Source organism: Escherichia sp. TW14182 (assembly GCF_000208525.1).
GTDB classification, from domain to species: Bacteria; Pseudomonadota; Gammaproteobacteria; order Enterobacterales; family Enterobacteriaceae; genus Escherichia; species Escherichia ruysiae.
Genome location: NZ_AEJZ01000021.1, coordinates 1 through 23,829 on the forward strand (window position 1 = coordinate 1; position 23,829 = coordinate 23,829).

The following is a 23,829-nucleotide window of genomic DNA, read 5'->3' on the forward strand; positions in this document are numbered from 1 at the left end:
GACTGAAGAGAGCATTTTGCAGCAGCTCAGCCATCTGGCGGAGACGCTGATTGTCACGGCGCGTGACTGGCTATATGAAGCCTGCTGCCGCGAGTGGGGAACGCCGTGCAATACGCAGGGCGAAGCGCAACCGATGCTGATTTTAGGCATGGGTAAGCTGGGCGGTGGGGAACTGAATTTCTCCTCAGATATCGATCTGATTTTTGCCTGGCCGGAACATGGCTGTACGCAGGGCGGACGCCGCGAACTGGATAACGCTCAGTTCTTTACCCGCATGGGCCAGCGGCTGATTAAAGTGTTGGATCAACCGACGCAAGATGGTTTTGTCTATCGCGTGGATATGCGTCTGCGTCCGTTTGGCGAAAGCGGCCCGCTGGTGTTAAGTTTTGCGGCGCTGGAAGATTATTACCAGGAGCAGGGTCGCGACTGGGAGCGTTATGCGATGGTCAAGGCGCGGATTATGGGCGATAGCGATGGCGTCTATGCTAACGAATTGCGTGCGATGCTGCGTCCGTTTGTTTTCCGCCGTTACATCGATTTCAGCGTCATCCAGTCGCTGCGCAACATGAAAGGGATGATTGCCCGTGAAGTGCGTCGACGCGGTTTGACCGACAACATCAAACTTGGCGCGGGCGGTATTCGCGAAATTGAATTTATCGTCCAGGTGTTCCAGCTCATTCGCGGCGGACGTGAACCGTCGCTGCAATCGCGCTCTTTACTGCCGACACTCAGCGCCATTGCCGTACTGCATCTGCTTTCTGAAAATGACGCCGAACAATTGCGAATGGCATATCTGTTCCTGCGGCGTCTGGAAAACCTGCTGCAAAGCATTAACGACGAACAAACCCAGACGCTTCCCGCTGATGAGCTTAACCGTGCGCGGCTGGCGTGGGCGATGGACTTCGCTGACTGGTCGCAATTGACCGGGGCGTTGACCGGACATATGACCAATGTGCGCCGGGTATTTAATGAACTGATTGGCGACGATGAAAGCGAAACTCAGGAAGAGTCGCTGTCGGAACAGTGGCGTGAGCTGTGGCAGGATGCGTTGCAGGAAGATGACACTACGCCAGTGCTGGCGCATCTTAGCGAAGATGATCGCAAAAAGGTGCTGACGCTGATTGCTGATTTCCGCAAAGAGCTGGATAAGCGCACAATCGGGCCGAGAGGACGTCAGGTGCTCGACCATCTGATGCCATATCTGCTAAGTGATGTCTGTGCGCGTGAAGACGCTGCTGTCACGCTGTCGCGCATTACCGCCTTGTTGGTGGGGATTGTTACTCGCACCACTTATCTTGAGTTGCTTAGTGAATTTCCGGCGGCACTTAAGCATTTGATTTCTCTGTGTGCCGCATCGCCGATGATTGCCAGCCAACTGGCGCGTTATCCATTATTGCTGGATGAACTGCTCGATCCAAATACCCTCTACCAACCGACGGCGACCGATGCCTACCGTGATGAGTTGCGCCAGTATTTGCTGCGCGTGCCGGAAGATGACGAAGAACAACAGCTTGAGGCGCTACGCCAGTTTAAACAGGCGCAACTGTTACGCATTGCGGCAGCGGATATCGCCGGTACGCTACCGGTGATGAAAGTGAGCGATCACTTAACCTGGCTGGCGGAAGCCATGATAGATGCTGTCGTTCAGCAGGCGTGGGTTCAAATGGTCGCCCGCTACGGTAAACCGAATCACCTGAACGAACGCGAAGGTCGTGGTTTTGCGGTGGTCGGCTACGGTAAGCTGGGTGGCTGGGAGTTAGGTTACAGTTCCGATCTTGACCTTATCTTCCTCCATGATTGCCCGATGGATGTGATGACCGACGGCGAGCGGGAAATCGACGGGCGGCAATTTTATCTGCGTCTGGCGCAACGCATTATGCATCTGTTCAGTACGCGTACTTCTTCCGGCATTTTGTACGAAGTGGATGCGCGGCTGCGTCCGTCCGGGGCGGCGGGAATGCTCGTGACATCCGCTGAAGCGTTTGCCGATTATCAGAAAAGCGAGGCCTGGACGTGGGAACATCAGGCACTGGTTCGTGCGCGTGTGGTATATGGCGATCCACAGCTCACTGCGCACTTTGACGCGGTGCGTCGGGAAATTATGATGCTGCCGCGTGAAAGTAAAACTCTGCAAACGGAAGTACGGGAAATGCGTGAGAAAATGCGCGCTCATCTCGGCAATAAACATCGCGATCGCTTTGATATCAAAGCCGATGAAGGCGGAATTACCGATATCGAATTTATTACTCAATATCTGGTGTTGCGCTACGCTCATGAAAAACCGAAGTTAACGCGTTGGTCAGACAACGTGCGCATTCTGGAACTGCTGGCGCAAAACGACATTATGGAAGAGCAGGAAGCGATGGCGCTGACCCGTGCTTACACGACGCTGCGCGATGAACTTCATCATCTGGCGTTACAGGAATTACCGGGTCATGTGCCGGATGAGTGCTTCACCGCAGAGCGTGAACTGGTGCGGGCAAGCTGGCAGAAGTGGCTGGTGGAGGAATGAAGTGTGATATTATCGCGCGCAAATTTTGAATCTCTCAGGAGACAGGAATGAAAGTAACGCTGCCAGAGTTTGAACGTGCAGGAGTGATGGTGGTTGGTGATGTGATGCTGGATCGTTACTGGTACGGTCCCACCAGCCGTATCTCGCCGGAAGCGCCGGTGCCCGTGGTTAAAGTTAATACCATTGAAGAACGTCCGGGCGGCGCAGCCAACGTGGCGATGAACATCGCTTCTCTTGGTGCTAACGCTCGCCTGGTCGGGTTGACCGGTATTGATGATGCGGCGCGTGCGCTGAGTAAATCACTGGCGGACGTCAACGTAAAATGCGACTTCGTTTCTGTGCCAACGCATCCGACCATCACCAAACTGCGGGTGCTTTCCCGTAACCAACAGTTGATCCGCCTGGATTTCGAAGAAGGTTTCGAAGGTGTTGATCCGCAGCCGCTGCATGAGCGGATTAATCAGGCGCTAAGTTCGATTGGCGCGCTGGTGCTTTCTGACTACGCCAAAGGTGCGCTGGCAAGCGTGCAGCAGATGATCCAACTGGCGCGTAAGGCGGGCGTTCCGGTGCTGATTGATCCAAAAGGCACCGATTTTGAACGTTACCGTGGCGCTACGCTGCTGACGCCAAATCTCTCAGAATTTGAAGCCGTTGTCGGTAAATGTAAGACCGAAGAAGAGATTGTTGAACGTGGCATGAAACTGATTGCCGATTACGAACTTTCTGCGCTGCTGGTGACCCGTTCAGAGCAGGGTATGTCGCTGCTGCAACCGGGTAAAGCGCCGCTGCATATGCCAACCCAGGCGCAGGAAGTGTATGACGTTACCGGTGCGGGTGACACGGTAATTGGCGTACTGGCGGCAACGCTGGCGGCGGGTAATTCGCTGGAAGAAGCTTGCTTCTTTGCCAATGCGGCGGCGGGCGTAGTGGTCGGCAAACTGGGGACATCCACGGTTTCTCCCATTGAGCTGGAAAACGCGGTGCGTGGACGTGCGGACACCGGCTTTGGCGTGATGACCGAAGAGGAACTGAAGCTGGCTGTAGCGGCGGCGCGTAAACGCGGCGAAAAAGTGGTGATGACCAACGGCGTCTTCGACATTCTCCATGCCGGGCATGTCTCCTATCTGGCAAACGCCCGCAAACTGGGTGACCGCCTGATTGTCGCAGTGAACAGCGATGCTTCCACCAAACGACTGAAAGGGGATTCTCGTCCGGTTAACCCGCTCGAACAGCGTATGATTGTGCTGGGCGCACTGGAAGCTGTCGACTGGGTGGTGTCGTTTGAAGAAGACACGCCGCAGCGCCTGATCGCCGGCATCTTGCCAGATCTGCTGGTGAAAGGCGGCGACTATAAACCGGAAGAGATCGCCGGGAGTGAAGAAGTCTGGGCCAACGGCGGTGAAGTGCTGGTGCTCAACTTTGAAGACGGTTGCTCGACGACCAATATCATCAAGAAGATCCAACAGGATAAAAAAGGCTAACCGGAAAGCGGTTCACAGATCTCGTTTCGTACCTGGCAGGCCTATTGACGCTGTTGTTTTTTCAACCTAGAGTAAAGGAACAAGGGTAAGGGAGGATTTCTCCCCCCTCTGATGAGTTGTTAGTAAGTCGGGAAACTTAACAGTAACAACACAACCAGTATGATGACGAACTTCATCATAACCCTTTCCTTCTGTAAGGCTCCTTCCTCGGGAGGGGCTTTCCCGTTTCAGCCCCTTACAGACTCCCCGATTGTTGATGAGCGGCAGACCCCGCGCAATGCTTTTTCTGATGCAGTTTTACCTTCCCCGAGTCGACTCGCAAAACGCTGTAACAAGCTGATCATTTGCACTTTTTAGCGGAACGCAGATATAAAAAATCCCCGGCTTTTTGAGCCAGGGATGTGGATATAAGAAGATTTACTCTACGTTATCTGCGATGGGTATCGATGGAGTCAATGGTGAAGTCAATGCCGCCAGCGAACCGCCTGAAACGCCGATTTCATTGAGGAGAGAGTCAATAAGCGGTGCCTGTGTGCGGTAAGAAAGGGCGGCTGATAACGCCTGTTCTGCCAGATTACCCCCACCAACGCAGCCTGATGTCGCATCACCCGTAGCGCCTCCACGATTCAGTCCATCCACCTGAATTATTTTAATACCGTCGATAGACTTCATCGGTTCTACGGATTTCTCGATTACTGCAGGAAGAGACTGCAACAGCGCCAGCTTGAACTTAAGACTGGTTTGTTCGTCAGAAAGTACGTTGATAGCGTCGTTCAATGCACGTTGTGCTTCCGCTTCCGCCAGGCCTTTTTTACGTGTTGCCTCAGCTAACTCTACGATTGCTGCCGCCTGCATCTCTGCGGCTTCTTTTTCAGCTTTCGCGCGGACGGTCAGTTCGACCGCTTTGGTTTCCGCGTCTTGTGCTGCGGCAATCAGAGCAACCTGCTTGGCACGATCGGCTTCGGCGGTCTGACGGGTTGTTTCCACGTTTTGCTGGGCGCTTACCGCTTCTGCAAGTGCGAGGTTGGCACGCGCTTCCGCTTGTGACTGCTGTTCCGATTTGGCCGCAATAGCGATCGATTTCGTCTGGTTGGCGATTTCGGTGACCTGCTGCTGTTCGATTTCTTTAATGCGAACTTCGCGTTCGGCCTCAACTTTTCTTGAGCGCACGGCCTGTTCGCGGTCGATTTCTGTTTCCTGAATTTGCCGTTCAGCCAGAATACGCGTCTGCTCTGCTTCACGACGACGTTCAGCTTCAAAAGCCGCAATTTTCGCATTCTGCTCTGCGGTGCGGGTTTTAACCTGCTGCTCCTGCTCAAGTGTCATAAACGCTTCTTGCTGTTCAATTTCCAGCTTCCGCGACAGCGCATCACGGTTTTTCTCACGTACTGCGACTTCCACATCCTGTTCAACTTCGTTACGCTCGCGGCGACGGCGTTCTGTTTCCTGCGTCAGCTTGGTTAAACCTTCGGCGTCAAAGGCGTTGTTCGGATTAAAATGTTCTTTAGAGGTCTGGTTAAAGTTGGTAAGTGACACGCTTTCCAGTTCCAGACCGTTTTTCGACAAGTCTTCTGCAACGGTATTTTGCACCCCCTGAACGAAGTTTTCGCGTGTATCCTGTAACTCATGCATGGTCATTTGTGCTGCGGTGGCACGCAGAGCATCGACGAATTTATCTTCGACCAGCATCCGTAAATCTTCCGGCGATAAGGTTCGTTGCCCTAACGTCTGAGCGGCGGTGGCGATGCCTTCTACCGACGGTTTTACCCGCACGAAGAAAGCGACCACGACATCGACACGCATACGATCTTTCGTAATTAAACTATCAATCGTCGAGCGACTGACTTCCAGTTTCAATGTATTCATATTGATAGGGATTATTTCATGGAAGATCGGCATAACAATTGCGCCGCCACTCATAACCACTTTTTGTCCGCCTAATCCGGTACGGACAAATGCCTGCTCGGCAGATGCCCGACGATAAAGTCGCGCGAAAATAATACCAATAATAAATAGAACGCATACGGCAACAATCGCCATAAACATCCAGGAAGGCACTAAATTAACAATATCATCCATTACTAAATTTCCTTTTAATTAAATGTTTATAATATATTTGGCCAGGGGTTTTTTTCAGCTAAATACCGCGTTGAAGAAAGCCGGCAAATAATTAACACCTTGTCACCTTTATTAAAAAAATCACCTTCTTCAGGTTCCAGTAATAAATAGTGTGTTTGACCGAATTGATCGGTGAGTTTTCCTTCACAGGGGTGACCTGAAGTTGCCTGATGACCGGTAATTAATGCCATGCAGCCAATATATTCTTCTTCGGTAATAGCAGAGCTATGGTCACGTGGAACCCAGGGGGCAATTATCTTGCCGGTATAATGCACCATGATAATGGTGAGCAGTAAACTGACTGGAACAACGAACAGATTCGAGAGTGGGGCTTGCCAGAGCAAGATGCAGGTGTGCTGTAGCAAAACGCCAAGCAGTCCAAAGAAACCGGCTAACAGGCAGAGGACGACGAGGGCTGGCAGCCTTCCGATATTGAGATAATGAAACGCTTGACTAATATTACCTGTGGTTATGGAATCGTAATGATCAAGATGTGCATCAAGAGCGCCAGAGAGCATATGGCCACAGATAATGGCAATAATTTCCAACAGACCGATTAATAGTACAAAGGAAATAGCGAAAAGATAAGGTGCGTTATAGTCGGCAAATAAAATCATCAGTCACTCCATCGTCCATTCAGTGACGCATTGTTTATTATGGTATGGTTTCCTTGCTTACATTTGCCCTGACTAATAATAACATATGTTAGTGAGTTCTTAAAAGGAGAAGTCCTTTAATGTTATTTTTTATTTTTAGAAAAAGTGTGATCCTAAACAATATATTTACGCACGTTATGTTTAAAGGCACTACACTGATTAGGGAATACTGAAATCAGAAAAAGCATATAGCCTTAAAAGGTATGCGATAACCGGAGGATGTGCTTATGGATCATAGTCTTAATTCTTTAAATAATTTCGATTTCCTGGCGCGTAGTTTTGCCAGAATGCATTCTGAAGGCCGCCCGGTCGATATTCTGGCCGTCACCGGTAATATGGATGAAGAACATCGGACCTGGTTTTGCGCCCGCTATGCCTGGTATTGCCAGCGGATGACACAGTCAAAAGAACTGGAATTAGAACATTGATATTACGGGCCATTTGGCCCGTTTTTGTGTTGCTTTATTCTGCTTTATCAACGGGTGGGATAGCTGGAGGAGACTGAACTTCTGCTACCGGGTTATTGCGCGCTTCCAATTCACTGATGCGCTGTTCCAGTAACGCCAGTTTCTCACGGGTCCGTAACAGAACCTGCGTCTGAACGTCGAATTCTTCACGGCTCACAAGATCGAGACGCGTCAGCTGCGCCTGGAGGGTTTGGCGGATTTTTTTCTCCACATCTTCCCCGAACTCCCTGATTCCTTTAGGCATTGATTCGTGAACCTGGCGAGCGATTTGCTCAATTTTTTTCGGGTCAATCATTGTAGTTTCCCTGTACTGATAGGTGTTAAGTGCCATTGTAGTGCGATAAGGGTAAGGCATAAACCAGAATTATGTGAACCTATGCGTTGCCGCCGCTAATCATTAGCGTTATAGTGAATCCGCTTATTCTCAGGGCGGGGCGAAATTCCCCACCGGCGGTAAATCAACGTATGAACATTGCTTATGAACATAGTTGAAAGCCCGCGAGCGCTTTGGGTGCAAACTCAAAGGACAGCAGATCCGGTGTAATTCCGGGGCCGACGGTTAAAGTCCGGATGGGAGAGAGTAACGATTCTGTCGGGCATGGACCCGCTCACGTTATTTTGGCTATAAGCCGCCACTCCTAAGACTGCCCTGATTCTGGTAACCATAATTTTAGTGAGGTTTTTTTACCATGAATCAGACGCTACTTTCCTCTTTTGGTACGCCTTTCGAACGTGTTGAAAATGCACTGGCTGCGCTGCGTGAAGGACGCGGTGTAATGGTGCTTGATGATGAAGACCGTGAAAACGAAGGCGATATGATCTTCCCGGCAGAAACGATGACCGTTGAGCAGATGGCGCTGACCATTCGCCACGGTAGCGGTATTGTTTGCCTGTGTATCACCGAAGATCGTCGTAAACAGCTTGATCTGCCGATGATGGTGGAAAATAACACCAGTGCCTATGGCACCGGTTTTACCGTGACCATTGAAGCTGCTGAAGGTGTGACTACCGGTGTTTCTGCCGCTGATCGTATTACAACCGTTCGTGCTGCTATTGCCGATGGCGCGAAACCGTCAGATCTGAATCGTCCGGGCCACGTTTTCCCACTTCGCGCGCAGGCAGGTGGTGTACTGACTCGCGGTGGTCATACTGAAGCGACTATTGATCTGATGACGCTGGCAGGCTTTAAACCGGCAGGTGTACTGTGTGAGTTGACGAATGATGATGGCACCATGGCGCGTGCGCCAGAGTGCATCGAGTTTGCGAATAAACACAATATGGCACTGGTTACCATCGAAGATCTGGTGTCATACCGTCAGGCACATGAGCGTAAAGCCAGCTGAAAATCGCTGCTTAATTTACCGCGTTAATCAAGAAACCGAAGTTGTTGCTGGCTTCGGTTTTTATTTTGCCTTCATTATGCAAGATGTTAATTCCGCTTCTCTTTCTATGAGAAAATTTCATTAATATCAGGCAACCTTTTTCATTATGATCAAAATCATATAATTGTTTCGTTATTATGCGACCATATGAATATATCCAAAAAAGGATATGTGAAATTTATGCGCCAAATGTTTAGTAATGTTAAATGTTAAGGGTAAAAAGGATGTTTATCGCCTGGTACTGGATTGTATTGATTGCGCTGGCTGTGGTGGGTTATTTCCTGCATCTGAAACGTTATTGTCGGGCGTTCCGCCAGGACAGAGACGCACTGCTGGAAGCGCGGAACAAATACTTAAACAGTGCGAGAGAAGAGGCAGCAGAAAAGCTGGAATAGGGCTTTTGTGATGTTTGCAGATGTTGTCCATGCGCCGGACAACATCTGAAGCCGTTTTTAACCAATTCCTGCCGTTTGTAGCAGTACTAAACTGAACCCCATCACTGACATTCCACATAGAACGCCATAGCTGGGGTTATTATTGGGATCAATTTCTTTAGCCAATGGCATTAATTCATCAACGGAAAGTGCGACCATAATACCTGCAACCGCCGCCATGATTGCTGCCATTACCACTGGAGAAATCATGCTACCGAGGATTAACCACGCCAGAACACCACCGAGAATCTCTGCCAGTCCAGAAATCCCTGCCCACAGAATTGCGGTGCGTTTAGACCCCGTTGCCGCGTAAACCGGGCCTGCAACCGCCAGACCTTCAGGAATATTATGCAACGCCACTGCCAGAGCGATACCAAAGCCCAGCTCCAGGTTACTGCTTGCTGTGACAAAGGTAGCAATCCCTTCCGGGAAGTTATGCAGGCTGATACCCAGAGTGAGCAGAATAGCAGTGCGCTTGATTGATTTTGGTAGCGGCTGCACTGATTTTTGCATTAAATCCTGCGGGTGTGCGGTCCAGGCCAAAATAGCCCAGCAAACCAACGATAAACATACCGTAGCCCAGCACAGGCGACATACCTTCGGCGGCTAATGCGGCAGGAAGCATCTCCATTAATGAGATGAGCAACATAATCCCCGCCGCAAATCCCAGCGAAAACGCCAGCAGTCGGTTTGAGGGTTTTTGTCCAAGAACGCCGAGAAACGCGCCAATAAACGTGGCTGCCCCCGCCAGTATGGTCAGAATGAGAGGTACTGACATCGACAACTCCTTATAATTCTTCAACTTCAGGTGGAGCTTCAAAATAACTGATGATGATCATCATGGTTATCTGGGTTCTTCGCCCACCGAACAAGCGTATTGTGAGGATATCAAAATGACACCTTCAATTAAGGATATCATCATGTCTTCAACGCGTATGCCAGCATTGTTTTTAGGTCACGGTAGCCCGATGAACGTGCTGGAAGATAATTTATATACCCAGGCCTGGCAGCGGCTAGGCGAGACATTGCCGCGCCCGAAAGCGATAGTCGCTATTTCTGCGCACTGGTTTACCCGTGGCACGGGAGTAACAGCAATGGAAACGCCACCGACAATTCATGACTTTGGCGGCTTTCCTCAGGCGTTATACGAAACGCATTATCCGGCTCCGGGTTCACCTGCTTTGGCACAGCGACTGGTCGAATTGCTGGCGCCAGTACCTGTTACCCTGGATAAAGAAGCCTGGGGTTTTGACCACGGTTCCTGGGGCGTGCTGATTAAGATGTATCCTGACGCTGACATCCCGCTGGTGCAGTTGAGTATCGACAGTACTAAACCCACCGCCTGGCATTTCGAAATGGGACGTAAGCTGGCGGCGCTGCGCGATGAAGGGATAATGTTAGTTGCCAGTGGCAACGTGGTGCATAACCTGCGCACGGTGAAGTGGCATGGCGATAGTTCACCGTACCCGTGGGCGATGTCGTTCAATGAGTATGTGAAAGCGAATCTGACGTGGCAAGGGGCGGTTGAAGAGCATCCACTAGTGAACTACCTCGACCATGAAGGTGGGGCGTTATCGAATCCAACACCGGAACACTTTCTGCCACTGTTGTATGTGTTAGGTGCGTGGGATGGTCAGGAGCCGGTGACTGTTCCGGTTGATGGTATAGAGATGGGCAGTTTAAGCATGTTGTCGGTGCAGGTAGGTTAAAAGATGAGAATAACCGAAGCCACATTGCTGGCTTCGGTTCTCGTTACCTTACTTTTGCAGCAGCTTGAGTCCCCATGCGCCGCTCATCACTAGCAGCAGTAATAAACAGAGACCAAAAGCCAACATACAGGCCTGTGCCATGTTCATAAAGTGCCACGGCGGTAGCAGATACCAGCCTTCAGATTGCTGATACATCTCTACAAACCACTGCTGCATACTGCTCAGTGTGACGCCATCGGGAACGATTGGCGCGTCATAGCCACAATCTCCGGTCGGTTTGAACCAGTTTGGTGCCCACTGTGCAAGCGGCAGGTTAAAGGGGAAAGTGGGATCGGTAGAGCAACCCTGTACGCCAAACAGTGAATCGGGATCCGGGTTATGCACCGCATGGTGGATATCGTTCAGTTTGAGTGAAAACTTCAGCCCCATAATGCTGCCGTAAAATGCCATCACGCAGCCAATCAACTTAAGGACGATATTCTTCGGGTTGATCGCCGCAACCAATCCTCCAATAACCATTACAAACATGGCGTAGCGAATGTAAACGCATTGTTCGCATGGTGCCATGTAGAGATAGATTTGGAAGAACGAGTGCGCGAGGATAATCAGCGCGCCCATCGCAGCGGCCATTAACAACCACAAAAAGCGTTGTTCCTGCCATTTGACCAGCGTGTTCACCGGTGATGTGCGTAGGTCTTTCCACATTCCCTTAATACCCATAGCCAGTTTCCCTGTTATTTGCTTGCTAACTCACGGATAAGGTCTGCCATTGCATCAATGGATTTAATACTCTTGGTGTAGATCAGATATTTACCGTTGACGACATAGGCCGGAACACCCTGGATTTTTGCAACTTCATAAGATGCTTTCCATTTTTCCAGTGTTTCTTGTACCGCTGGCTCTTTCAGTGCTGCTTCAAAATCCGCCTGGCTCATACCTGCGGCATCCAGACCGGTTTTGATAAAGGCAGCGGGATCTTTGCCGTCAGACCAGCGTTCTTTTTTGTCGTGATATGCCGCGTAGTAGGCAAACTTGGCCTTCTTAAACTGAGAGTTAGCATCAAATAAGGAAATGCCTGCTGCTTTATCTTTATTTATCAAGACCGCAAAGACTTCGCTTGCTTGTTTGCCGTATTCACCTTTGGTTTCCAGATGAAAAGGCGTGAAAGCAACGACATCTTTCACTTTTTCAGAGACAGGGCCAGTCACTGCTTTGTCATACTTGTAGCAGAACGGGCAGGCATAGCTGAACACTTTAATCAGCGTTTTATCGGCGTTTGGAATCGGTTTTTCCAGAACCATATAATCCGTGCCTTCGGTGAATGCAGATGCGGTAAATGAAACCGCCAGAGCTGCGGTCAGCAGTACACTTTTAAACAGTGATGAGATCCCTAATTTCGACATTTTTTATTCCCTTCTTAATTATTTAAACATCTGCTGTGGACGGACTAACAGCGCACGATAGTGAGTCTGGTTGGGTTTATCAGACAGCACGTCGATTTCCACTTTCACTTCTTTGGTTTTGTAATCTATTTCGTTCAACTTACCGACGGTTGGCTGCCCGACATCGAACAAATGAATAGAACCACCGAAGCCAAACATGGTGTTGCGGTCGGCTTGATATTCAATGATAGAGGTGATTGGGCTATAGAAATCGTAGCCACGTTCTTTACCGTATTCCCAAACTTGCTGAACGGTGCCTTTCTTCTCATCAATCTTATATTCCACAAAGCGGGAATATTTCATGGTTGGTAAGGCAGGTTGTTCCAGATGGCGACCGTCGCCATTATCAAAGATAGTGAGCGTACCTTTACTGGAAATCCAGGCGGTATGTTGGGTGTAGGTAAAATCGAAGTCCGAGTTTTCACACAGACCGTTTTCGTTACACGTAATAGGTTTACCGTTAGCATCAACTGGTTTCAGCAGCTTGCTAGCCAGTGGTTTTTCCCAGCCTTTCGATGGCGCAAGGATCCATTTCACTTGCTTATCACGACCAATCTTCACTACGCCCTGATGACGAGAGGAGAGAATAATTGAGTCATCTTTTGCGTCATAAGCGATGGAATTAACGTGCGCCCAGTTACGGCCTGGCCCTACACCCAGAGCGTCGCCAAACGGTGTATCTGGTTCCAGTTTTGCCTGTTGTCCTGCATGGGCAAGGTCAACGTTAACGCAAACTGCACCTGCATCCAGCGCGCCGAGCAGTGCATCGCGTTTCGGATCGAGGATCTTCGTCAGATCCCATACATCGACAACGCGACCAGATTTATCGACTTCGAGGATATGGTCACGAATGGTGGTGACGTGTACGCCGTCATCGCGACGATAGTTACTCTTACCTACGCGCAACAGTACCGTGCCATTTGGCGTCTCAATGGATTCATGAGTGGCGTCAGCGAATCCGCGCGGCAGTTTATGATCTTCCAGCACCTGACCCATCATGTCGAACTCGTACCAGTGCTGACCCTGTACTGCGGTAAAGGTGCCGCGTGGCGTTTCGCGGATGCCCATCAGATAACCACGCTTGTTGATATCGCGGTCACGACCATCGTAGAAGGTGTCTTGATCCAGCCACCAGCGGTATTCACCTTCGGTATCGACGATAAAGGTGAATGGCGCGATATCAAAAGGCAGTGCGCCGGTTGCCGGACCCGCATCGAGGATCCCGGCATTTTTATCTTTCTCACCATGCCAGTGGAGGTCGGAACCTTGCGCAGTAAAGGTATGGGTATTAACCAGATAGAGGCGGTCTTCAAAACCTGGCGCGACTTTAACAACTTTGGTTTGCTGTAGGTCGGAGATGGAGCGGTTATCCATGTAATTATTGACGATGGCGGAAGTCTGCACCACGTAATCATCTTTCATGGCCTTACCGTTTTCTTTCCACTCAACGGTTACTCTGTTAGCAAATTTCTGGTAAAGACCAAAAATCGGTACACCATCGTAAGTTTTTAGTGACTCCTGACCCACGTGATAGCTGATTTCAACGCCTTTTTCGCCTTTCCCGTGGACGGTAACTTTGACGTCAGAAATGACATGGCTATCTAAATCAACCACAGCAGTCAGAGGAGCATTACCGTAGGGATCAACGATGACTGCGCCGAGTTGCCCGGCAGGTGGTGCAGGTTTAAAACCTGCTGCCATCACCCCTGATGCTGACAAACCCAGAGTTATCGCCACAGCTCCGGCTACCAGAGTTTTTCTATATTTATCAAACATGGATATATCTCCTTATATAACGCAAATATATAATAATGATGAATATCGACTGTTGAGATGGTGCTAATAAATTCATTTGATGAATGAAATTGTATTTCTAATAGTTGTTATAAATACTTTTTTACTTGATTTAGATTTTTGTATTTCTCTGTAACAAATATTTTCTTTTAGTCGATACTAGGGGGGCAATATATCAATAACAATATTCAATATTGTGTAGTGTGATCCCAGCGACATTGTTTTTTAATTATTAAATCTATTTTTGGTGCAATAAAAGTTATAAATAAACATATAAAACAACAAGTTACTATGTGGTTTTATTAGTTAATTTAATTACAATATCGCTTACATATGACGATCTAATATTAAATTAGGAATTAATGTTAAATAAAGGTGATAGATGTAGTTGATTATATATAGGTGGGAGTGATGATTTGCGGATTATAATAAATTGCCCCAGTAAACGGGGCAATTTTGAACAGTATTATTCAACGAAAATATGCGGATAAAACCGTGACATGTCCTGGGTGATTAATGCTCGGTCTTCACGAATCCCAATTCCGGCAGGTTGATCGTTCACCAGCCAACTTCCAATCAGCATATAACTGTCGCCAAATTTCGGTAGTGGATGGAATTGCTGAACAATCATCCCTTCTTCGCCATACGGACCTTCCGCTGCTTCAATGGTTTTACCGTTCTCAATGATCGACACGTTTGCGCCTTCACGGGAGAAGATCGGTTTAACCACATATTTTTCCATTTGCGGATGATCATCTTCCGCAAAATAAGCGGGCAGCAGGTTCGGGTGATTCGGGAACATCTCCCACAGCAGCGGCAGAAGCGCCTTGTTGGAGATAATGCTCTTCCACGCCGGTTCCAGCCAACGCACGCCAGCATCTTCAAGTTTAGTGGAGAACATTTCGCGCAGCATAAATTCCCACGGATACAGTTTGAACAGGTTAGCGATGACCTGATCCTGCAAATCCGTGAACTGACCTTTTTCGCCTAAACCGATATCGTCGATGTAGAGGAATTCAGTAGCGATTTCAGCTTCGGTCGCGCAGTCCTGCAAATACTGAATGGTGCCACGATCTTCCACTGTGTCGCGACAGCAGGTGAGATGCAGCAACTGAAAGCCGTACTGCTCACGCAACTCGACAAAACGGTCAATGAGCTTTTCTTGCAGACTGTTAAACTGGTCGCTGCCTTCCGGCAGGTTGCCCGCGTTAAGCTGATCTTCCAACCAGATCCACTGAAAGAACGCCGCCTCGTATAGTGACGTTGGCGTATCGGCGTTATTTTCCAGAAGTTTAGGTTCGCCAGTGCCATCCCACGCCAGATCAAGACGCGAATAAAGCGATGGCTGGTGCGTCAGCCATGACTGACGCACAAAACTCCAGGTGTGTTTTGGAATGCGGAATTTGGTCATCAGCTCGTCGCTGGCGATCACTTTTTCCACCACTTTCAGGCACATCTGGTGTAGTTCAGCGGTGACCTCTTCCAGCTTTTCAACCTGGGCGAGGGTCAATTTGTAGTAAGCATCTTCACACCAGTACGGCTCACCGTACATGGTATGGAAATTGAAACCGTACTCGTGAGCTTTCTCGCGCCAGTCCGGGCGCTCGGTAATACTGACTCTTTCCATCGGTATCAGCCGCCCATTGAACGAGAGGAAGTGCCGGTTGCGCTACGCTGCATGGTGCTTTGTTTGGCAACAGATTCACCAAAGCCGCCACGGGTAACGGTGGTGGTGGTGGCTGGTTTCGGCGCCATGGCTGTTTTCGGTACGGTCATGGTGCGGCCTGGCTGGGCTGCGCCATAGTTTTTACCGGTGGCATCAGTGTATTTGCCGTAAGCCGGGCTGGCCGGGTTTTTCGAAGAGAACAGCGGTTGTTGCGCAAAGCCCGCGCCGCCGCCCATCAGACGTCCCATCATGTAACCGGCCATCAGCGGCATCCAGAAGCTACCGCTGGATTGCTGAGCCTGCGCCTGGTTTTCTGGCGCCATGCCAGCCTGAGCAGGTGCCTGCTGGCATTGACCTTCGCCAAATTCAGCAACACAGTCTTCACGGGTGGCGTATTTCGGCGCAGTACGTTCCGCTTCTTTCAGCGCATTATTGTACGCAGTGGTGCATTCTGCACTTTTGCCTGGGTTTGCCGCTGAACAATCATCAGCATTTTGATACAGAGACACTGTTTCATCACTCTTTTCACAGCCTGCCAGCATAAAAACAGTGGCAACCGCGAGAGCAACAGGTGTCAGATGGCGTGCGCTCCAGTTTTTGCGGAACGATGCGTGGCGTATGGATTTTGTCCGTTTCATTTTTGTCTTCCGGGACCAGTGGTAAATACCCATCAGAATAGAGGATGGCTGGTCGAAATTGAAGCGAGAAGGGGGAAGAATGCGGCAGATAACCCGTATCTTTACGTTGCCTTACGTTCAGACGGGGCCGAAGCCCCGTCGTCGTCATCAGTTACGGAAAGGGTTATGACCGTTACTGTTGGTAGTGCGTGCGGATGTTTGCTGAACAACTGGTGCCGGGCTATCAGGCGCATAGCCATCAGCAATAGCATTCTGTTCTGGCGTTGGCGGCGCAACGTTTTCCGGATTAGTAGAAACCGGTTTGCTCAGCGCATTGTTTAGTGCCAGCAGATCCTGCTCGTTCAACGTACCCAGAGCTGATTTAATATTCAACTGGTTAATCAGGTAGTTATAACGCGCATTTGCCAGTTCTTGTTTGGCGTTGTACAGCGTAGTGGTGGCGTCCAACACATCAACAATGGTACGCGTACCGACCGAGTAGCCCGCTTCCATCGCGTCTAATGAGCTTTGGGCGGAAACAACGGCTTGTTTGTAAGCGTTAATGCTACTGATAGATGCATTAATGTTGTTGAAAGAGGAACGCACGGTTTGCACGACGCTACGGTGTGCGCTTTCCAGTTGTTCGCTGGCACCGACAAAGTTGTACTGTGCCTGTTTCACCTGCGAGTTAACCATCCCGCCCTGATAAATCGGCAGCGAGAAGCTCAGACCCACTTTGTTCTGACCCATATTGCTGTCGTCATACTGGGCACTGTTCGCTCCACGGGTTTTCGAACCGCTATAAGAGGTGTCAGAAATCCCGGTAGAAGCCGTTAAATCCAGCGTCGGTAAGTGACCATCCTGCGCCTGGCGAATTTGCTCGCGCGCCAGATCCTGGCTCAAACGTGCCTGTAACAGCGACAGGTTGCGTTTTTCTGCTTCTTTCAGCAGCGCGTTAACCGGCTGTGGTTTGTCGGTTTTGAAGTTTTCGACATTCAGGGCCGCCAGTTCCGGATAGTAATTACCGGTGATCTGACGCAGTTGTTCAACGGCATTGTCGAGGTTGTTACGTGCGGTCACTTCGTTCGCCAGCACGGTATCGTACTGTGCGCGGGCGTTCTGCACGTCGGTGATCGCCACCAGACCCACGTTAAAACGTTGGGTGGTTTGATCTAACTGACGGTAGATCGCTTCTTTTTGCGCCTGGGTATAGGAAAGCACGTCAATAGCATTCAACACGTTGAAATAAGCGGTCGCAGTGTTGAGGATCAAGGTTTGTTGATCGGTCTGATAGGTGACGTCCTGAATACCGGCAGCCTTTTCCTGCAAGGTCAGCGCCCGCCATTTCGACATATCGAAAATGGACTGAGTCAACTGCAGGGATGCACTGGTTGCGTTAGAGTTGATGCCGTTCGCGTCGCGGTAGCCGTTGCTATAGGTGTAATCTGCACCTAAACCTAGCTGTGGCAGTAATGGACTGCGCGCTTCATTAATTTTTTCAAAGGCAGCATCACGATCGGCGGCAGACTTACGCAATTCCGGGTTACTAAGGCGTGCTTGCTGATAAACTTGCATCAGGTTCTCGGCCTGGCTCAACGTACTGAACCCAGAAAGGCTCAGGCCGATAAGAATGGGGAGCAATTTCTTCATTTGCATTCCTTGTGGTGAAGCAGTATTTAGCGCTGATCAAACTGTAAAATTATTGCGGATTCTAGCAGAAGCCGCTACCGCAAAAGGTTGGCGTTACGTGCCATAGGGCATTAATGTGCCTCAATTTAACACATGACTGCTCAAACGGCAGTCAAACGTCGCTGAAATTCACATTTAATTCACTATTAGTGCCAGGACATTAACCATGCTTAAGCCAGACAACCTGCCCGTTACATTTGGCAAAAACGATGTAGAAATTATTGCACGAGAAACACTTTATCGCGGCTTTTTTTCATTAGATCTTTATAGGTTTCGTCATCGTCTATTCAACGGGCAAATGAGTCATGAAGTCCGCAGAGAAATTTTTGAGCGCGGTCACGCCGCAGTCTTGCTACCCTTTGACCCAGTGCGTGATGAAGTCGTGTTGATTGAGCAGATACGGATTGCCGCGTATGACACCAGCGAAACGCCCTGGCTACTGGAAATGGTTGCCGGGATGATTGAAGAGGGGGAAAGTGTGGAAGATGTCGCCCGACGCGAAGCGATTGAAGAGGCGGGGCTGATAGTCAAACGAACCAAACCGGTGTTAAGTTTCCTGGCAAGCCCAGGCGGCACCAGTGAGCGTTCGTCAATTATGGTGGGCGAAGTGGACGCCACGACCGCAAGCGGTATTCACGGTCTGGCTGATGAAAACGAAGATATTCGCGTTCATGTGGTAAGCCGGGAACAGGCCTACCAGTGGGTAGAAGAGGGGAAAATCGACAACGCAGCGTCAGTCATCGCTTTGCAATGGCTGCAACTGCATCATCAAGCGTTAAAAAATGAGTGGGCATAAATGAAGCGTTACACACCTGACTTTCCTGAAATGATGCGCCTGTGCGAGATGAACTTTTCACAATTGCGCCGTTTGTTACCGCGCAATGATGCACCCGGCGAAACTATAAGCTATCAGGTGGCAAACGCACATTATCGGCTAACGATAGTGGAATCGACCCGATACACTACCCTGGTGACAATAGAACAGACTGCGCCTGCGATCAGTTACTGGAGCCTTCCGTCAATGACGGTGCGTCTGTATCATGACGCGATGGTGGCTGAAGTGTGTTCAAGCCAGCAGATTTTTCGCTTCAAAGCGCGGTATGATTATCCTAATAAAAAGTTGCATCAACGCGACGAAAAGCATCAAATTAATCAGTTTTTAGCGGATTGGTTGCGATACTGTTTAGCACATGGAGCGATGGCGATTCCGGTTTATTAGCGTCGTGAAACCTAAGGACACCATTTGGAAAGCCTGTTAACCCTTCCTCTGGCTGGTGAGGCCAGAGTCAGGATTTTACAAATTACCGACACTCACCTGTTTGCACAAAAGCACGAAGCCCTGTTGGGGGTAAACACCTGGGAGAGCTACCAGGCTGTGCTGGAGGCGATTCGTCCACACCAGCACGAATTCGACCTGATTGTCGCGACAGGTGATTTAGCGCAGGATCAAACTGCTGCGGCCTATCTGCACTTTGCGGAAGGCATCGCAAGCTTTCGTGCGCCCTGCGTCTGGCTGCCGGGAAACCATGATTTCCAGCCTGCGATGTACAGCGCGTTACAGGATGCGGGTATTTCCCCGGCGAAGCGTGTGTTTATCGGTGAGCAATGGCAAATCTTGCTGCTGGATAGCCAGGTGTTTGGCGTACCGCACGGCGAATTGAGCGAGTTTCAGCTTGATTGGCTGGAGCGTAAGCTGTCTGATGCGCCAGAGCGCCATACGTTGCTGCTACTGCACCATCATCCGCTGCCTGCAGGCTGTAGCTGGCTCGACCAACACAGTCTGCGTAACGCAGGTGAACTGGATAATGTGCTGGCGAAGTTTCCGCACGTCAAATATCTGCTGTGTGGTCATATTCATCAGGAACTCGATCTCGACTGGAACGGGCGCCGCCTGATGGCAACGCCGTCGACCTGTGTACAATTTAAACCACACTGTTCCAACTTCACGCTGGACACCATTGCTCCCGGCTGGCGTACGCTGGAGTTACATGCTGATGGCACGCTGACTACCGAAGTGCACCGCCTTGCGGACACGCGTTTCCAACCTGATACCGCTTCAGAAGGTTACTGATGTCTACGCTTCTTTATTTACACGGTTTCAACAGCTCGCCGCGTTCTGCAAAAGCGAGCTTGTTGAAAAACTGGCTGGCGGAACATCACCCTGACGTTGAGATGATTATTCCGCAGTTGCCGCCGTATCCTTCCGATGCGGCAGAACTGCTGGAATCCATTGTCCTGGAACATGGCGGCGATTCGCTGGGTATCGTCGGTTCATCACTGGGGGGTTACTACGCCACCTGGTTGTCGCAATGTTTTATGCTGCCCGCAGTGGTGGTAAACCCGGCGGTGCGCCCGTTTGAATTGCTAACAGACTATCTCGGTCAGAACGAGAACCCCTACACCGGGCAGCAATATGTGCTAGAGTCACGCCATATTTACGATCTCAAAGTCATGCAGATTGACCCGCTGGAAGCGCCGGATCTTATCTGGCTGCTGCAACAGACGGGAGATGAAGTGCTGGATTACCGCCAGGCGGTGGCGTACTACGCTTCCTGCCGCCAGACTGTAATAGAAGGCGGCAACCACGCATTCACGGGCTTCGAAGATTATTTCAACCCGATCGTCGATTTTCTTGGTCTGCACCATCTCTGACGATCAACTCGAATTGCTAACTTAAACCATGACGCAAACTTATAACGCTGATGCCATTGAGGTACTCACCGGGCTTGAGCCGGTTCGCCGCCGTCCGGGGATGTATACCGATACCACTCGCCCTAACCATTTGGGGCAAGAAGTTATTGATAACAGTGTCGATGAAGCACTGGCGGGTCACGCAAAACGCGTGGATGTAATTTTACATGCTGACCAGTCGTTAGAAGTGATTGACGATGGTCGCGGGATGCCGGTGGATATTCACCCTGAAGAGGGTGTACCGGCGGTTGAACTGATTCTTTGCCGTCTGCACGCAGGCGGTAAATTCTCTAACAAAAATTACCAGTTCTCTGGCGGCCTGCATGGCGTGGGGATTTCGGTGGTTAACGCCTTGTCGAAGCGCGTAGAAGTCAACGTGCGCCGCGATGGCCAGATTTATAACATCGCGTTTGAAAATGGCGAAAAGGTACAGGATTTGCAGGTCGTCGGCACTTGCGGTAAACGCAATACCGGCACCAGCGTGCACTTCTGGCCGGATGAAACCTTCTTTGACAGCCCGCGCTTTTCTGTTTCCCGGCTTACACATGTACTGAAAGCCAAAGCAGTACTGTGCCCCGGCGTTGAGATCACCTTTAAAGATGAGATCAACAACACTGAGCAACGCTGGTGCTATCAGGACGGTCTGAACGATTACCTGGCGGAAGCGGTAAACGGTTTACCGACACTGCCGGAAAAACCGTTTATCGGTAATTTCGCTGGCGATACTGAAGCGGTTGACTGGGCGCTACTGTGGCTACCGGAAGGCGGTGAACTGCTGACCGAAAGCTACGTCAACCTGATCCCAACGATGCAGGGCGGTACGCACGTTAACGGTCTGCGTCAGGGCTTGCTGGATGCGATGCGTGAGTTTTGCGAATACCGCAACATTCTGCCGCGCGGCGTGAAACTGTCGGCGGAAGATATCTGGGATCGCTGCGCATATGTGTTGTCAGTAAAAATGCAGGATCCGCAGTTTGCCGGGCAGACCAAAGAGCGTCTCTCTTCGCGTCAATGTGCGGCATTCGTTTCTGGCGTGGTTAAAGATGCCTTCACCCTGTGGCTGAACCAGAACGTCCAGGCGGCGGAACTACTTGCTGAGATGGCGATTTCCAGCGCCCAGCGTCGTATGCGTGCCGCCAAAAAAGTGGTACGTAAAAAGCTGACCAGCGGCCCGGCGCTGCCTGGCAAACTGGCTGACTGTACTGCGCAGGATCTTAACCGTACCGAACTGTTCCTCGTGGAAGGGGACTCCGCAGGCGGATCCGCCAAGCAGGCGCGCGATCGTGAATATCAGGCGATCATGCCGTTGAAAGGTAAGATCCTTAACACCTGGGAAGTCTCTTCCGATGAAGTACTGGCCTCGCAGGAAGTGCACGATATTTCGGTTGCGATCGGTATTGATCCTGACAGCGATGATCTTAGCCAGCTACGTTACGGCAAGATCTGTATCCTCGCGGATGCGGACTCCGATGGCCTGCACATTGCCACGCTGCTCTGCGCGCTGTTTGTAAAACACTTCCGCACGCTAGTGAAACATGGTCACGTTTACGTTGCTCTGCCACCGCTCTACCGTATTGATCTGGGTAAAGAGGTCTATTACGCGCTGACAGAAGAAGAGAAAGAGGGCGTACTTGAGCAATTAAAACGCAAGAAAGGCAAGCCGAACGTTCAGCGTTTTAAAGGGCTGGGGGAAATGAACCCGATGCAATTGCGCGAAACTACGCTTGATCCGAATACTCGCCGTCTGGTGCAGTTAACCATTGATGATGAAGACGATCAGCGTACTGACGCGATGATGGACATGCTGCTGGCGAAGAAACGCTCGGAAGACCGCCGTAACTGGTTGCAAGAGAAAGGCGATATGGCGGAGATTGAGGTCTGATAATCCTCCCGTCAGGAGAATAAAACATAGCCCGGTATACAATCGTATACCGGGCTTTTTTATCAAAACTCCATTTTCACCGTGAATTGCACTTCACGAGGATCGCCAATCTGGTTGCCCAGATTATTTGTGGCGATGGAAGAGGTGTAATACGTTTTATCAAACAGGTTTTTGACGTTTAATTGCAGAGTGACCGGATACTGCAATTTCATTTTGTATGCGGCGAAGGCATCGGCAACGAAATAGCCTGGCAGATAATAGTCAGCCCCATTGGTTGCCGAACGACGGCTTACGCCATGTCCGCCACTGCCAAACGTCAGTGTGTTATTGCCTGGCATGTTGTGAATGTCATAGGTCAGGAATAGCGAACCGGTATGACGAGGAACATTCGGCAATGGTTTTCCTGCATAATCAGGATCATCCAGAACCTTAGCATCGGTATAGCCGTAGCTGGCAATTATATTAATATTTTCAGTTAATGCTCCCGCAAGGTCGACCTCTACCCCTCTTGAACGAACTCGGCCTGCCGTTTTGGCGATGGTTTCGTCACCAATACTTTCGGTATACAAGACGTTACGTTTATGGATATCAAACAGCGCAATATCTGCGGTTATACCATCGAACAGCTCGAATTTTGCCCCGACTTCGTAAGCATTAGATGATTCCGGTGGAAGATCGCCAATGTAGCTGGCAATTGACGATTGCGGCATAAATGTTTGCGAATAATTAGCAAATAAGGATACCGATGGCGTCAGTTTGTAGACCAACCCCAGTTTGGGAGTCCATTGTTCATCGCGACTGTCAGTATTGACATTAAAAGGGCGGCCTTTACCCGCATACTGTGTGTAATACTGATAGCGGATCCCGGCGACGGCAATCCAGTTATCGGTCAGATAGAGTGCGTCCTGTGCGTACGCTGAGTAGCTCTCCTGTTTGATCGTCTGATCGCTGTCCGACGCCGAGACCGTTGTGCATTTGCTGGTATTGCCATAAACAGGATTATAAATATTGAAATCTTTAGCGTTTTTACAGCGAATCATATCTGTGCGCAGAAGATCATAATATTCATATGACACCCCACTCAAAATTTCATTATAGAATCCAGCAATATCAACATTCCCTTGCAGATCCGCACGAGTAGAATGCATACGCTGGGTAGATCCCTGAGTTGCATCAACACGCCGTGTCAGTGTTCCTGTCGTTGCATCATACGCGGTAACGCGAGCTTGATTATCGCTGTATTTATCCTGGCTGTAGCTGTAATCAAAGCGCGCTGTCCACTGGCTATT

At 50.1% G+C, this 23,829-nt stretch carries 24 protein-coding genes and 1 riboswitch; of the genes, 11 read left to right on the forward strand and 13 right to left on the reverse strand.

Features of this window, described 5'->3' with window-relative positions; genetic code table 11:
* Both glnE and hldE read left to right on the forward strand, forming a co-directional pair.
* Positions 1 to 2,512, forward strand: a 2,512-nt coding sequence (gene glnE / locus EQY_RS0102225; protein ID WP_000316113.1) for a bifunctional [glutamate--ammonia ligase]-adenylyl-L-tyrosine phosphorylase/[glutamate--ammonia-ligase] adenylyltransferase, incomplete at its 5' end; no start/stop codon positions are given.
* Between the two features lie 47 nt (positions 2,513 to 2,559).
* Entirely contained in the window at positions 2,560 to 3,993 is a 1,434-nt protein-coding gene (gene hldE, locus EQY_RS0102230; RefSeq protein WP_000869176.1) for a bifunctional D-glycero-beta-D-manno-heptose-7-phosphate kinase/D-glycero-beta-D-manno-heptose 1-phosphate adenylyltransferase HldE, read from the forward strand.
* 119 nt (positions 3,994 to 4,112) lie between these two features.
* On the opposite strand, the gene ibsE is transcribed toward hldE, so the two are convergent.
* From ibsE to EQY_RS0102245, 3 genes are all read right to left on the reverse strand, one after another.
* Complete coding sequence (gene ibsE, locus EQY_RS26040) at positions 4,113 to 4,172, reverse strand: type I toxin-antitoxin system Ibs family toxin (RefSeq protein WP_001387082.1); 60 nt, start codon at positions 4,170 to 4,172, stop codon at positions 4,113 to 4,115.
* A gap of 238 nt (positions 4,173 to 4,410) precedes the next feature.
* On the reverse strand, positions 4,411 to 6,072 hold the full coding sequence (locus EQY_RS0102240) for a flotillin family protein (protein WP_000341010.1): 1,662 nt from the start codon (positions 6,070 to 6,072) through the stop codon (positions 4,411 to 4,413).
* Between the two features lie 26 nt (positions 6,073 to 6,098).
* Positions 6,099 to 6,728, reverse strand: coding sequence for an OB-fold-containig protein (locus tag EQY_RS0102245; RefSeq protein WP_000599919.1), 630 nt, complete (start codon positions 6,726 to 6,728; stop codon positions 6,099 to 6,101).
* 266 nt (positions 6,729 to 6,994) lie between these two features.
* Here EQY_RS0102245 and glgS point away from each other — a divergent pair, with 266 nt between their 5' ends.
* Positions 6,995 to 7,195: a cell surface composition regulator GlgS gene (gene glgS, locus EQY_RS0102250; RefSeq protein ID WP_010348753.1), complete on the forward strand. Its 201-nt coding sequence runs from the start codon at positions 6,995 to 6,997 to the stop codon at positions 7,193 to 7,195.
* A 34-nt stretch (positions 7,196 to 7,229) separates the two neighbouring features.
* On the opposite strand, the gene ubiK is transcribed toward glgS, so the two are convergent.
* Positions 7,230 to 7,529, reverse strand: a complete 300-nt coding sequence (gene ubiK / locus EQY_RS0102255; protein WP_010347865.1) for a ubiquinone biosynthesis accessory factor UbiK — start codon at positions 7,527 to 7,529, stop codon at positions 7,230 to 7,232.
* A gap of 121 nt (positions 7,530 to 7,650) precedes the next feature.
* A riboswitch (FMN riboswitch) is annotated at positions 7,651 to 7,820 on the forward strand.
* Positions 7,821 to 7,923: 103 nt separating this feature from the next.
* On the opposite strand from ubiK, the gene ribB reads away from it, so the two are divergent.
* Both ribB and yqiD read left to right on the forward strand, forming a co-directional pair.
* Positions 7,924 to 8,577 (forward strand): 3,4-dihydroxy-2-butanone-4-phosphate synthase, encoded by a 654-nt coding sequence (gene ribB / locus EQY_RS0102260; RefSeq protein WP_001076999.1) that lies wholly within the window; start codon positions 7,924 to 7,926, stop codon positions 8,575 to 8,577.
* Between the two features lie 263 nt (positions 8,578 to 8,840).
* Entirely contained in the window at positions 8,841 to 9,011 is a 171-nt protein-coding gene (gene yqiD / locus EQY_RS26470) for a protein YqiD (RefSeq protein ID WP_000469260.1), read from the forward strand.
* A gap of 57 nt (positions 9,012 to 9,068) precedes the next feature.
* Here yqiD and zupT read toward each other — a convergent pair whose 3' ends face one another.
* Positions 9,069 to 9,563, reverse strand: coding sequence for a zinc transporter ZupT (gene zupT / locus EQY_RS0102270; RefSeq protein ID WP_263898417.1), 495 nt, complete (start codon positions 9,561 to 9,563; stop codon positions 9,069 to 9,071).
* Complete coding sequence (locus tag EQY_RS27270; RefSeq protein ID WP_367226823.1) at positions 9,484 to 9,828, reverse strand: ZIP family metal transporter; 345 nt, start codon at positions 9,826 to 9,828, stop codon at positions 9,484 to 9,486. Before EQY_RS27270 ends, zupT begins: the two co-directional genes overlap by 80 nt.
* 142 nt (positions 9,829 to 9,970) lie before the next feature.
* Between EQY_RS27270 and ygiD the strand changes: the two genes are divergently transcribed.
* On the forward strand, positions 9,971 to 10,759 hold the full coding sequence (gene ygiD, locus EQY_RS0102275) for a 4,5-DOPA-extradiol-dioxygenase (RefSeq protein ID WP_024212369.1): 789 nt from the start codon (positions 9,971 to 9,973) through the stop codon (positions 10,757 to 10,759).
* A gap of 48 nt (positions 10,760 to 10,807) precedes the next feature.
* On the opposite strand, the gene dsbI is transcribed toward ygiD, so the two are convergent.
* From dsbI to tolC, 6 genes are all read right to left on the reverse strand, one after another.
* Positions 10,808 to 11,479, reverse strand: coding sequence for a protein-disulfide oxidoreductase DsbI (gene dsbI, locus EQY_RS0102280; protein ID WP_000511509.1), 672 nt, complete (start codon positions 11,477 to 11,479; stop codon positions 10,808 to 10,810).
* Between the two features lie 14 nt (positions 11,480 to 11,493).
* On the reverse strand, positions 11,494 to 12,162 hold the full coding sequence (locus EQY_RS0102285) for a thiol:disulfide interchange protein DsbA/DsbL (protein WP_000040018.1): 669 nt from the start codon (positions 12,160 to 12,162) through the stop codon (positions 11,494 to 11,496).
* A gap of 18 nt (positions 12,163 to 12,180) precedes the next feature.
* Entirely contained in the window at positions 12,181 to 13,977 is a 1,797-nt protein-coding gene (gene assT / locus EQY_RS0102290; protein WP_000459858.1) for an arylsulfate sulfotransferase AssT, read from the reverse strand.
* A gap of 484 nt (positions 13,978 to 14,461) precedes the next feature.
* Positions 14,462 to 15,622, reverse strand: a complete 1,161-nt coding sequence (locus EQY_RS0102295; RefSeq protein WP_000442852.1) for a glutathionylspermidine synthase family protein — start codon at positions 15,620 to 15,622, stop codon at positions 14,462 to 14,464.
* Between the two features lie 5 nt (positions 15,623 to 15,627).
* Positions 15,628 to 16,299: a DUF1190 family protein gene (locus tag EQY_RS0102300; RefSeq protein WP_000831543.1), complete on the reverse strand. Its 672-nt coding sequence runs from the start codon at positions 16,297 to 16,299 to the stop codon at positions 15,628 to 15,630.
* A gap of 147 nt (positions 16,300 to 16,446) precedes the next feature.
* Positions 16,447 to 17,928, reverse strand: a complete 1,482-nt coding sequence (gene tolC / locus EQY_RS0102310; RefSeq protein WP_000735300.1) for an outer membrane channel protein TolC — start codon at positions 17,926 to 17,928, stop codon at positions 16,447 to 16,449.
* A 205-nt stretch (positions 17,929 to 18,133) separates the two neighbouring features.
* Here tolC and nudF point away from each other — a divergent pair, with 205 nt between their 5' ends.
* The 5 genes from nudF to parE are packed head-to-tail and all read left to right on the forward strand — an operon-like array spanning position 18,134 to position 22,540.
* Positions 18,134 to 18,763, forward strand: coding sequence for an ADP-ribose diphosphatase (nudF, locus tag EQY_RS0102315; RefSeq protein WP_000917117.1), 630 nt, complete (start codon positions 18,134 to 18,136; stop codon positions 18,761 to 18,763).
* The gene (locus tag EQY_RS0102320) at positions 18,764 to 19,186 is read left to right on the forward strand and encodes a DUF1249 family protein (RefSeq protein ID WP_000833387.1); all 423 of its coding nucleotides are present in this window, start codon (positions 18,764 to 18,766) and stop codon (positions 19,184 to 19,186) included.
* Positions 19,187 to 19,210: 24 nt separating this feature from the next.
* Complete coding sequence (cpdA, locus tag EQY_RS0102325; RefSeq protein ID WP_000444758.1) at positions 19,211 to 20,038, forward strand: 3',5'-cyclic-AMP phosphodiesterase; 828 nt, start codon at positions 19,211 to 19,213, stop codon at positions 20,036 to 20,038.
* A complete protein-coding gene (gene yqiA, locus EQY_RS0102330; RefSeq protein WP_000105733.1) occupies positions 20,038 to 20,619 on the forward strand; it encodes an esterase YqiA in 582 nt (193 codons plus the stop codon). Before cpdA ends, yqiA begins: the two co-directional genes overlap by 1 nt.
* Before the next feature lie 28 nt (positions 20,620 to 20,647).
* Complete coding sequence (gene parE, locus EQY_RS0102335) at positions 20,648 to 22,540, forward strand: DNA topoisomerase IV subunit B (protein WP_000195277.1); 1,893 nt, start codon at positions 20,648 to 20,650, stop codon at positions 22,538 to 22,540.
* A gap of 62 nt (positions 22,541 to 22,602) precedes the next feature.
* On the opposite strand, the gene EQY_RS0102340 is transcribed toward parE, so the two are convergent.
* Positions 22,603 to 23,829, reverse strand: a 1,227-nt coding sequence (locus EQY_RS0102340) for a TonB-dependent siderophore receptor (RefSeq protein ID WP_000295078.1), incomplete at its 5' end; no start/stop codon positions are given.

Excerpts from the sequence above, each read along its gene's own strand:
- hldE (WP_000869176.1), top strand. The coding sequence starts at position 2,560 with ATGAAAGTAACGCTGCCAGAGTTTGAACGTGCAGGAGTGATGGTGGTT.
- EQY_RS0102240 (WP_000341010.1), bottom strand. The coding sequence starts at position 6,072 with ATGGATGATATTGTTAATTTAGTGCCTTCCTGGATGTTTATGGCGATT.
- EQY_RS0102245 (WP_000599919.1), bottom strand. The coding sequence starts at position 6,728 with ATGATTTTATTTGCCGACTATAACGCACCTTATCTTTTCGCTATTTCC.
- glgS (WP_010348753.1), top strand. The coding sequence starts at position 6,995 with ATGGATCATAGTCTTAATTCTTTAAATAATTTCGATTTCCTGGCGCGT.
- ubiK (WP_010347865.1), bottom strand. The coding sequence starts at position 7,529 with ATGATTGACCCGAAAAAAATTGAGCAAATCGCTCGCCAGGTTCACGAA.
- ribB (WP_001076999.1), top strand. The coding sequence starts at position 7,924 with ATGAATCAGACGCTACTTTCCTCTTTTGGTACGCCTTTCGAACGTGTT.
- yqiD (WP_000469260.1), top strand. The coding sequence starts at position 8,841 with ATGTTTATCGCCTGGTACTGGATTGTATTGATTGCGCTGGCTGTGGTG.
- zupT (WP_263898417.1), bottom strand. The coding sequence starts at position 9,563 with ATGCAAAAATCAGTGCAGCCGCTACCAAAATCAATCAAGCGCACTGCT.
- EQY_RS27270 (WP_367226823.1), bottom strand. The coding sequence starts at position 9,828 with ATGTCAGTACCTCTCATTCTGACCATACTGGCGGGGGCAGCCACGTTT.
- ygiD (WP_024212369.1), top strand. The coding sequence starts at position 9,971 with ATGTCTTCAACGCGTATGCCAGCATTGTTTTTAGGTCACGGTAGCCCG.
- dsbI (WP_000511509.1), bottom strand. The coding sequence starts at position 11,479 with ATGGGTATTAAGGGAATGTGGAAAGACCTACGCACATCACCGGTGAAC.
- EQY_RS0102285 (WP_000040018.1), bottom strand. The coding sequence starts at position 12,162 with ATGTCGAAATTAGGGATCTCATCACTGTTTAAAAGTGTACTGCTGACC.
- assT (WP_000459858.1), bottom strand. The coding sequence starts at position 13,977 with ATGTTTGATAAATATAGAAAAACTCTGGTAGCCGGAGCTGTGGCGATA.
- EQY_RS0102295 (WP_000442852.1), bottom strand. The coding sequence starts at position 15,622 with ATGGAAAGAGTCAGTATTACCGAGCGCCCGGACTGGCGCGAGAAAGCT.
- EQY_RS0102300 (WP_000831543.1), bottom strand. The coding sequence starts at position 16,299 with ATGAAACGGACAAAATCCATACGCCACGCATCGTTCCGCAAAAACTGG.
- tolC (WP_000735300.1), bottom strand. The coding sequence starts at position 17,928 with ATGAAGAAATTGCTCCCCATTCTTATCGGCCTGAGCCTTTCTGGGTTC.
- nudF (WP_000917117.1), top strand. The coding sequence starts at position 18,134 with ATGCTTAAGCCAGACAACCTGCCCGTTACATTTGGCAAAAACGATGTA.
- EQY_RS0102320 (WP_000833387.1), top strand. The coding sequence starts at position 18,764 with ATGAAGCGTTACACACCTGACTTTCCTGAAATGATGCGCCTGTGCGAG.
- yqiA (WP_000105733.1), top strand. The coding sequence starts at position 20,038 with ATGTCTACGCTTCTTTATTTACACGGTTTCAACAGCTCGCCGCGTTCT.
- parE (WP_000195277.1), top strand. The coding sequence starts at position 20,648 with ATGACGCAAACTTATAACGCTGATGCCATTGAGGTACTCACCGGGCTT.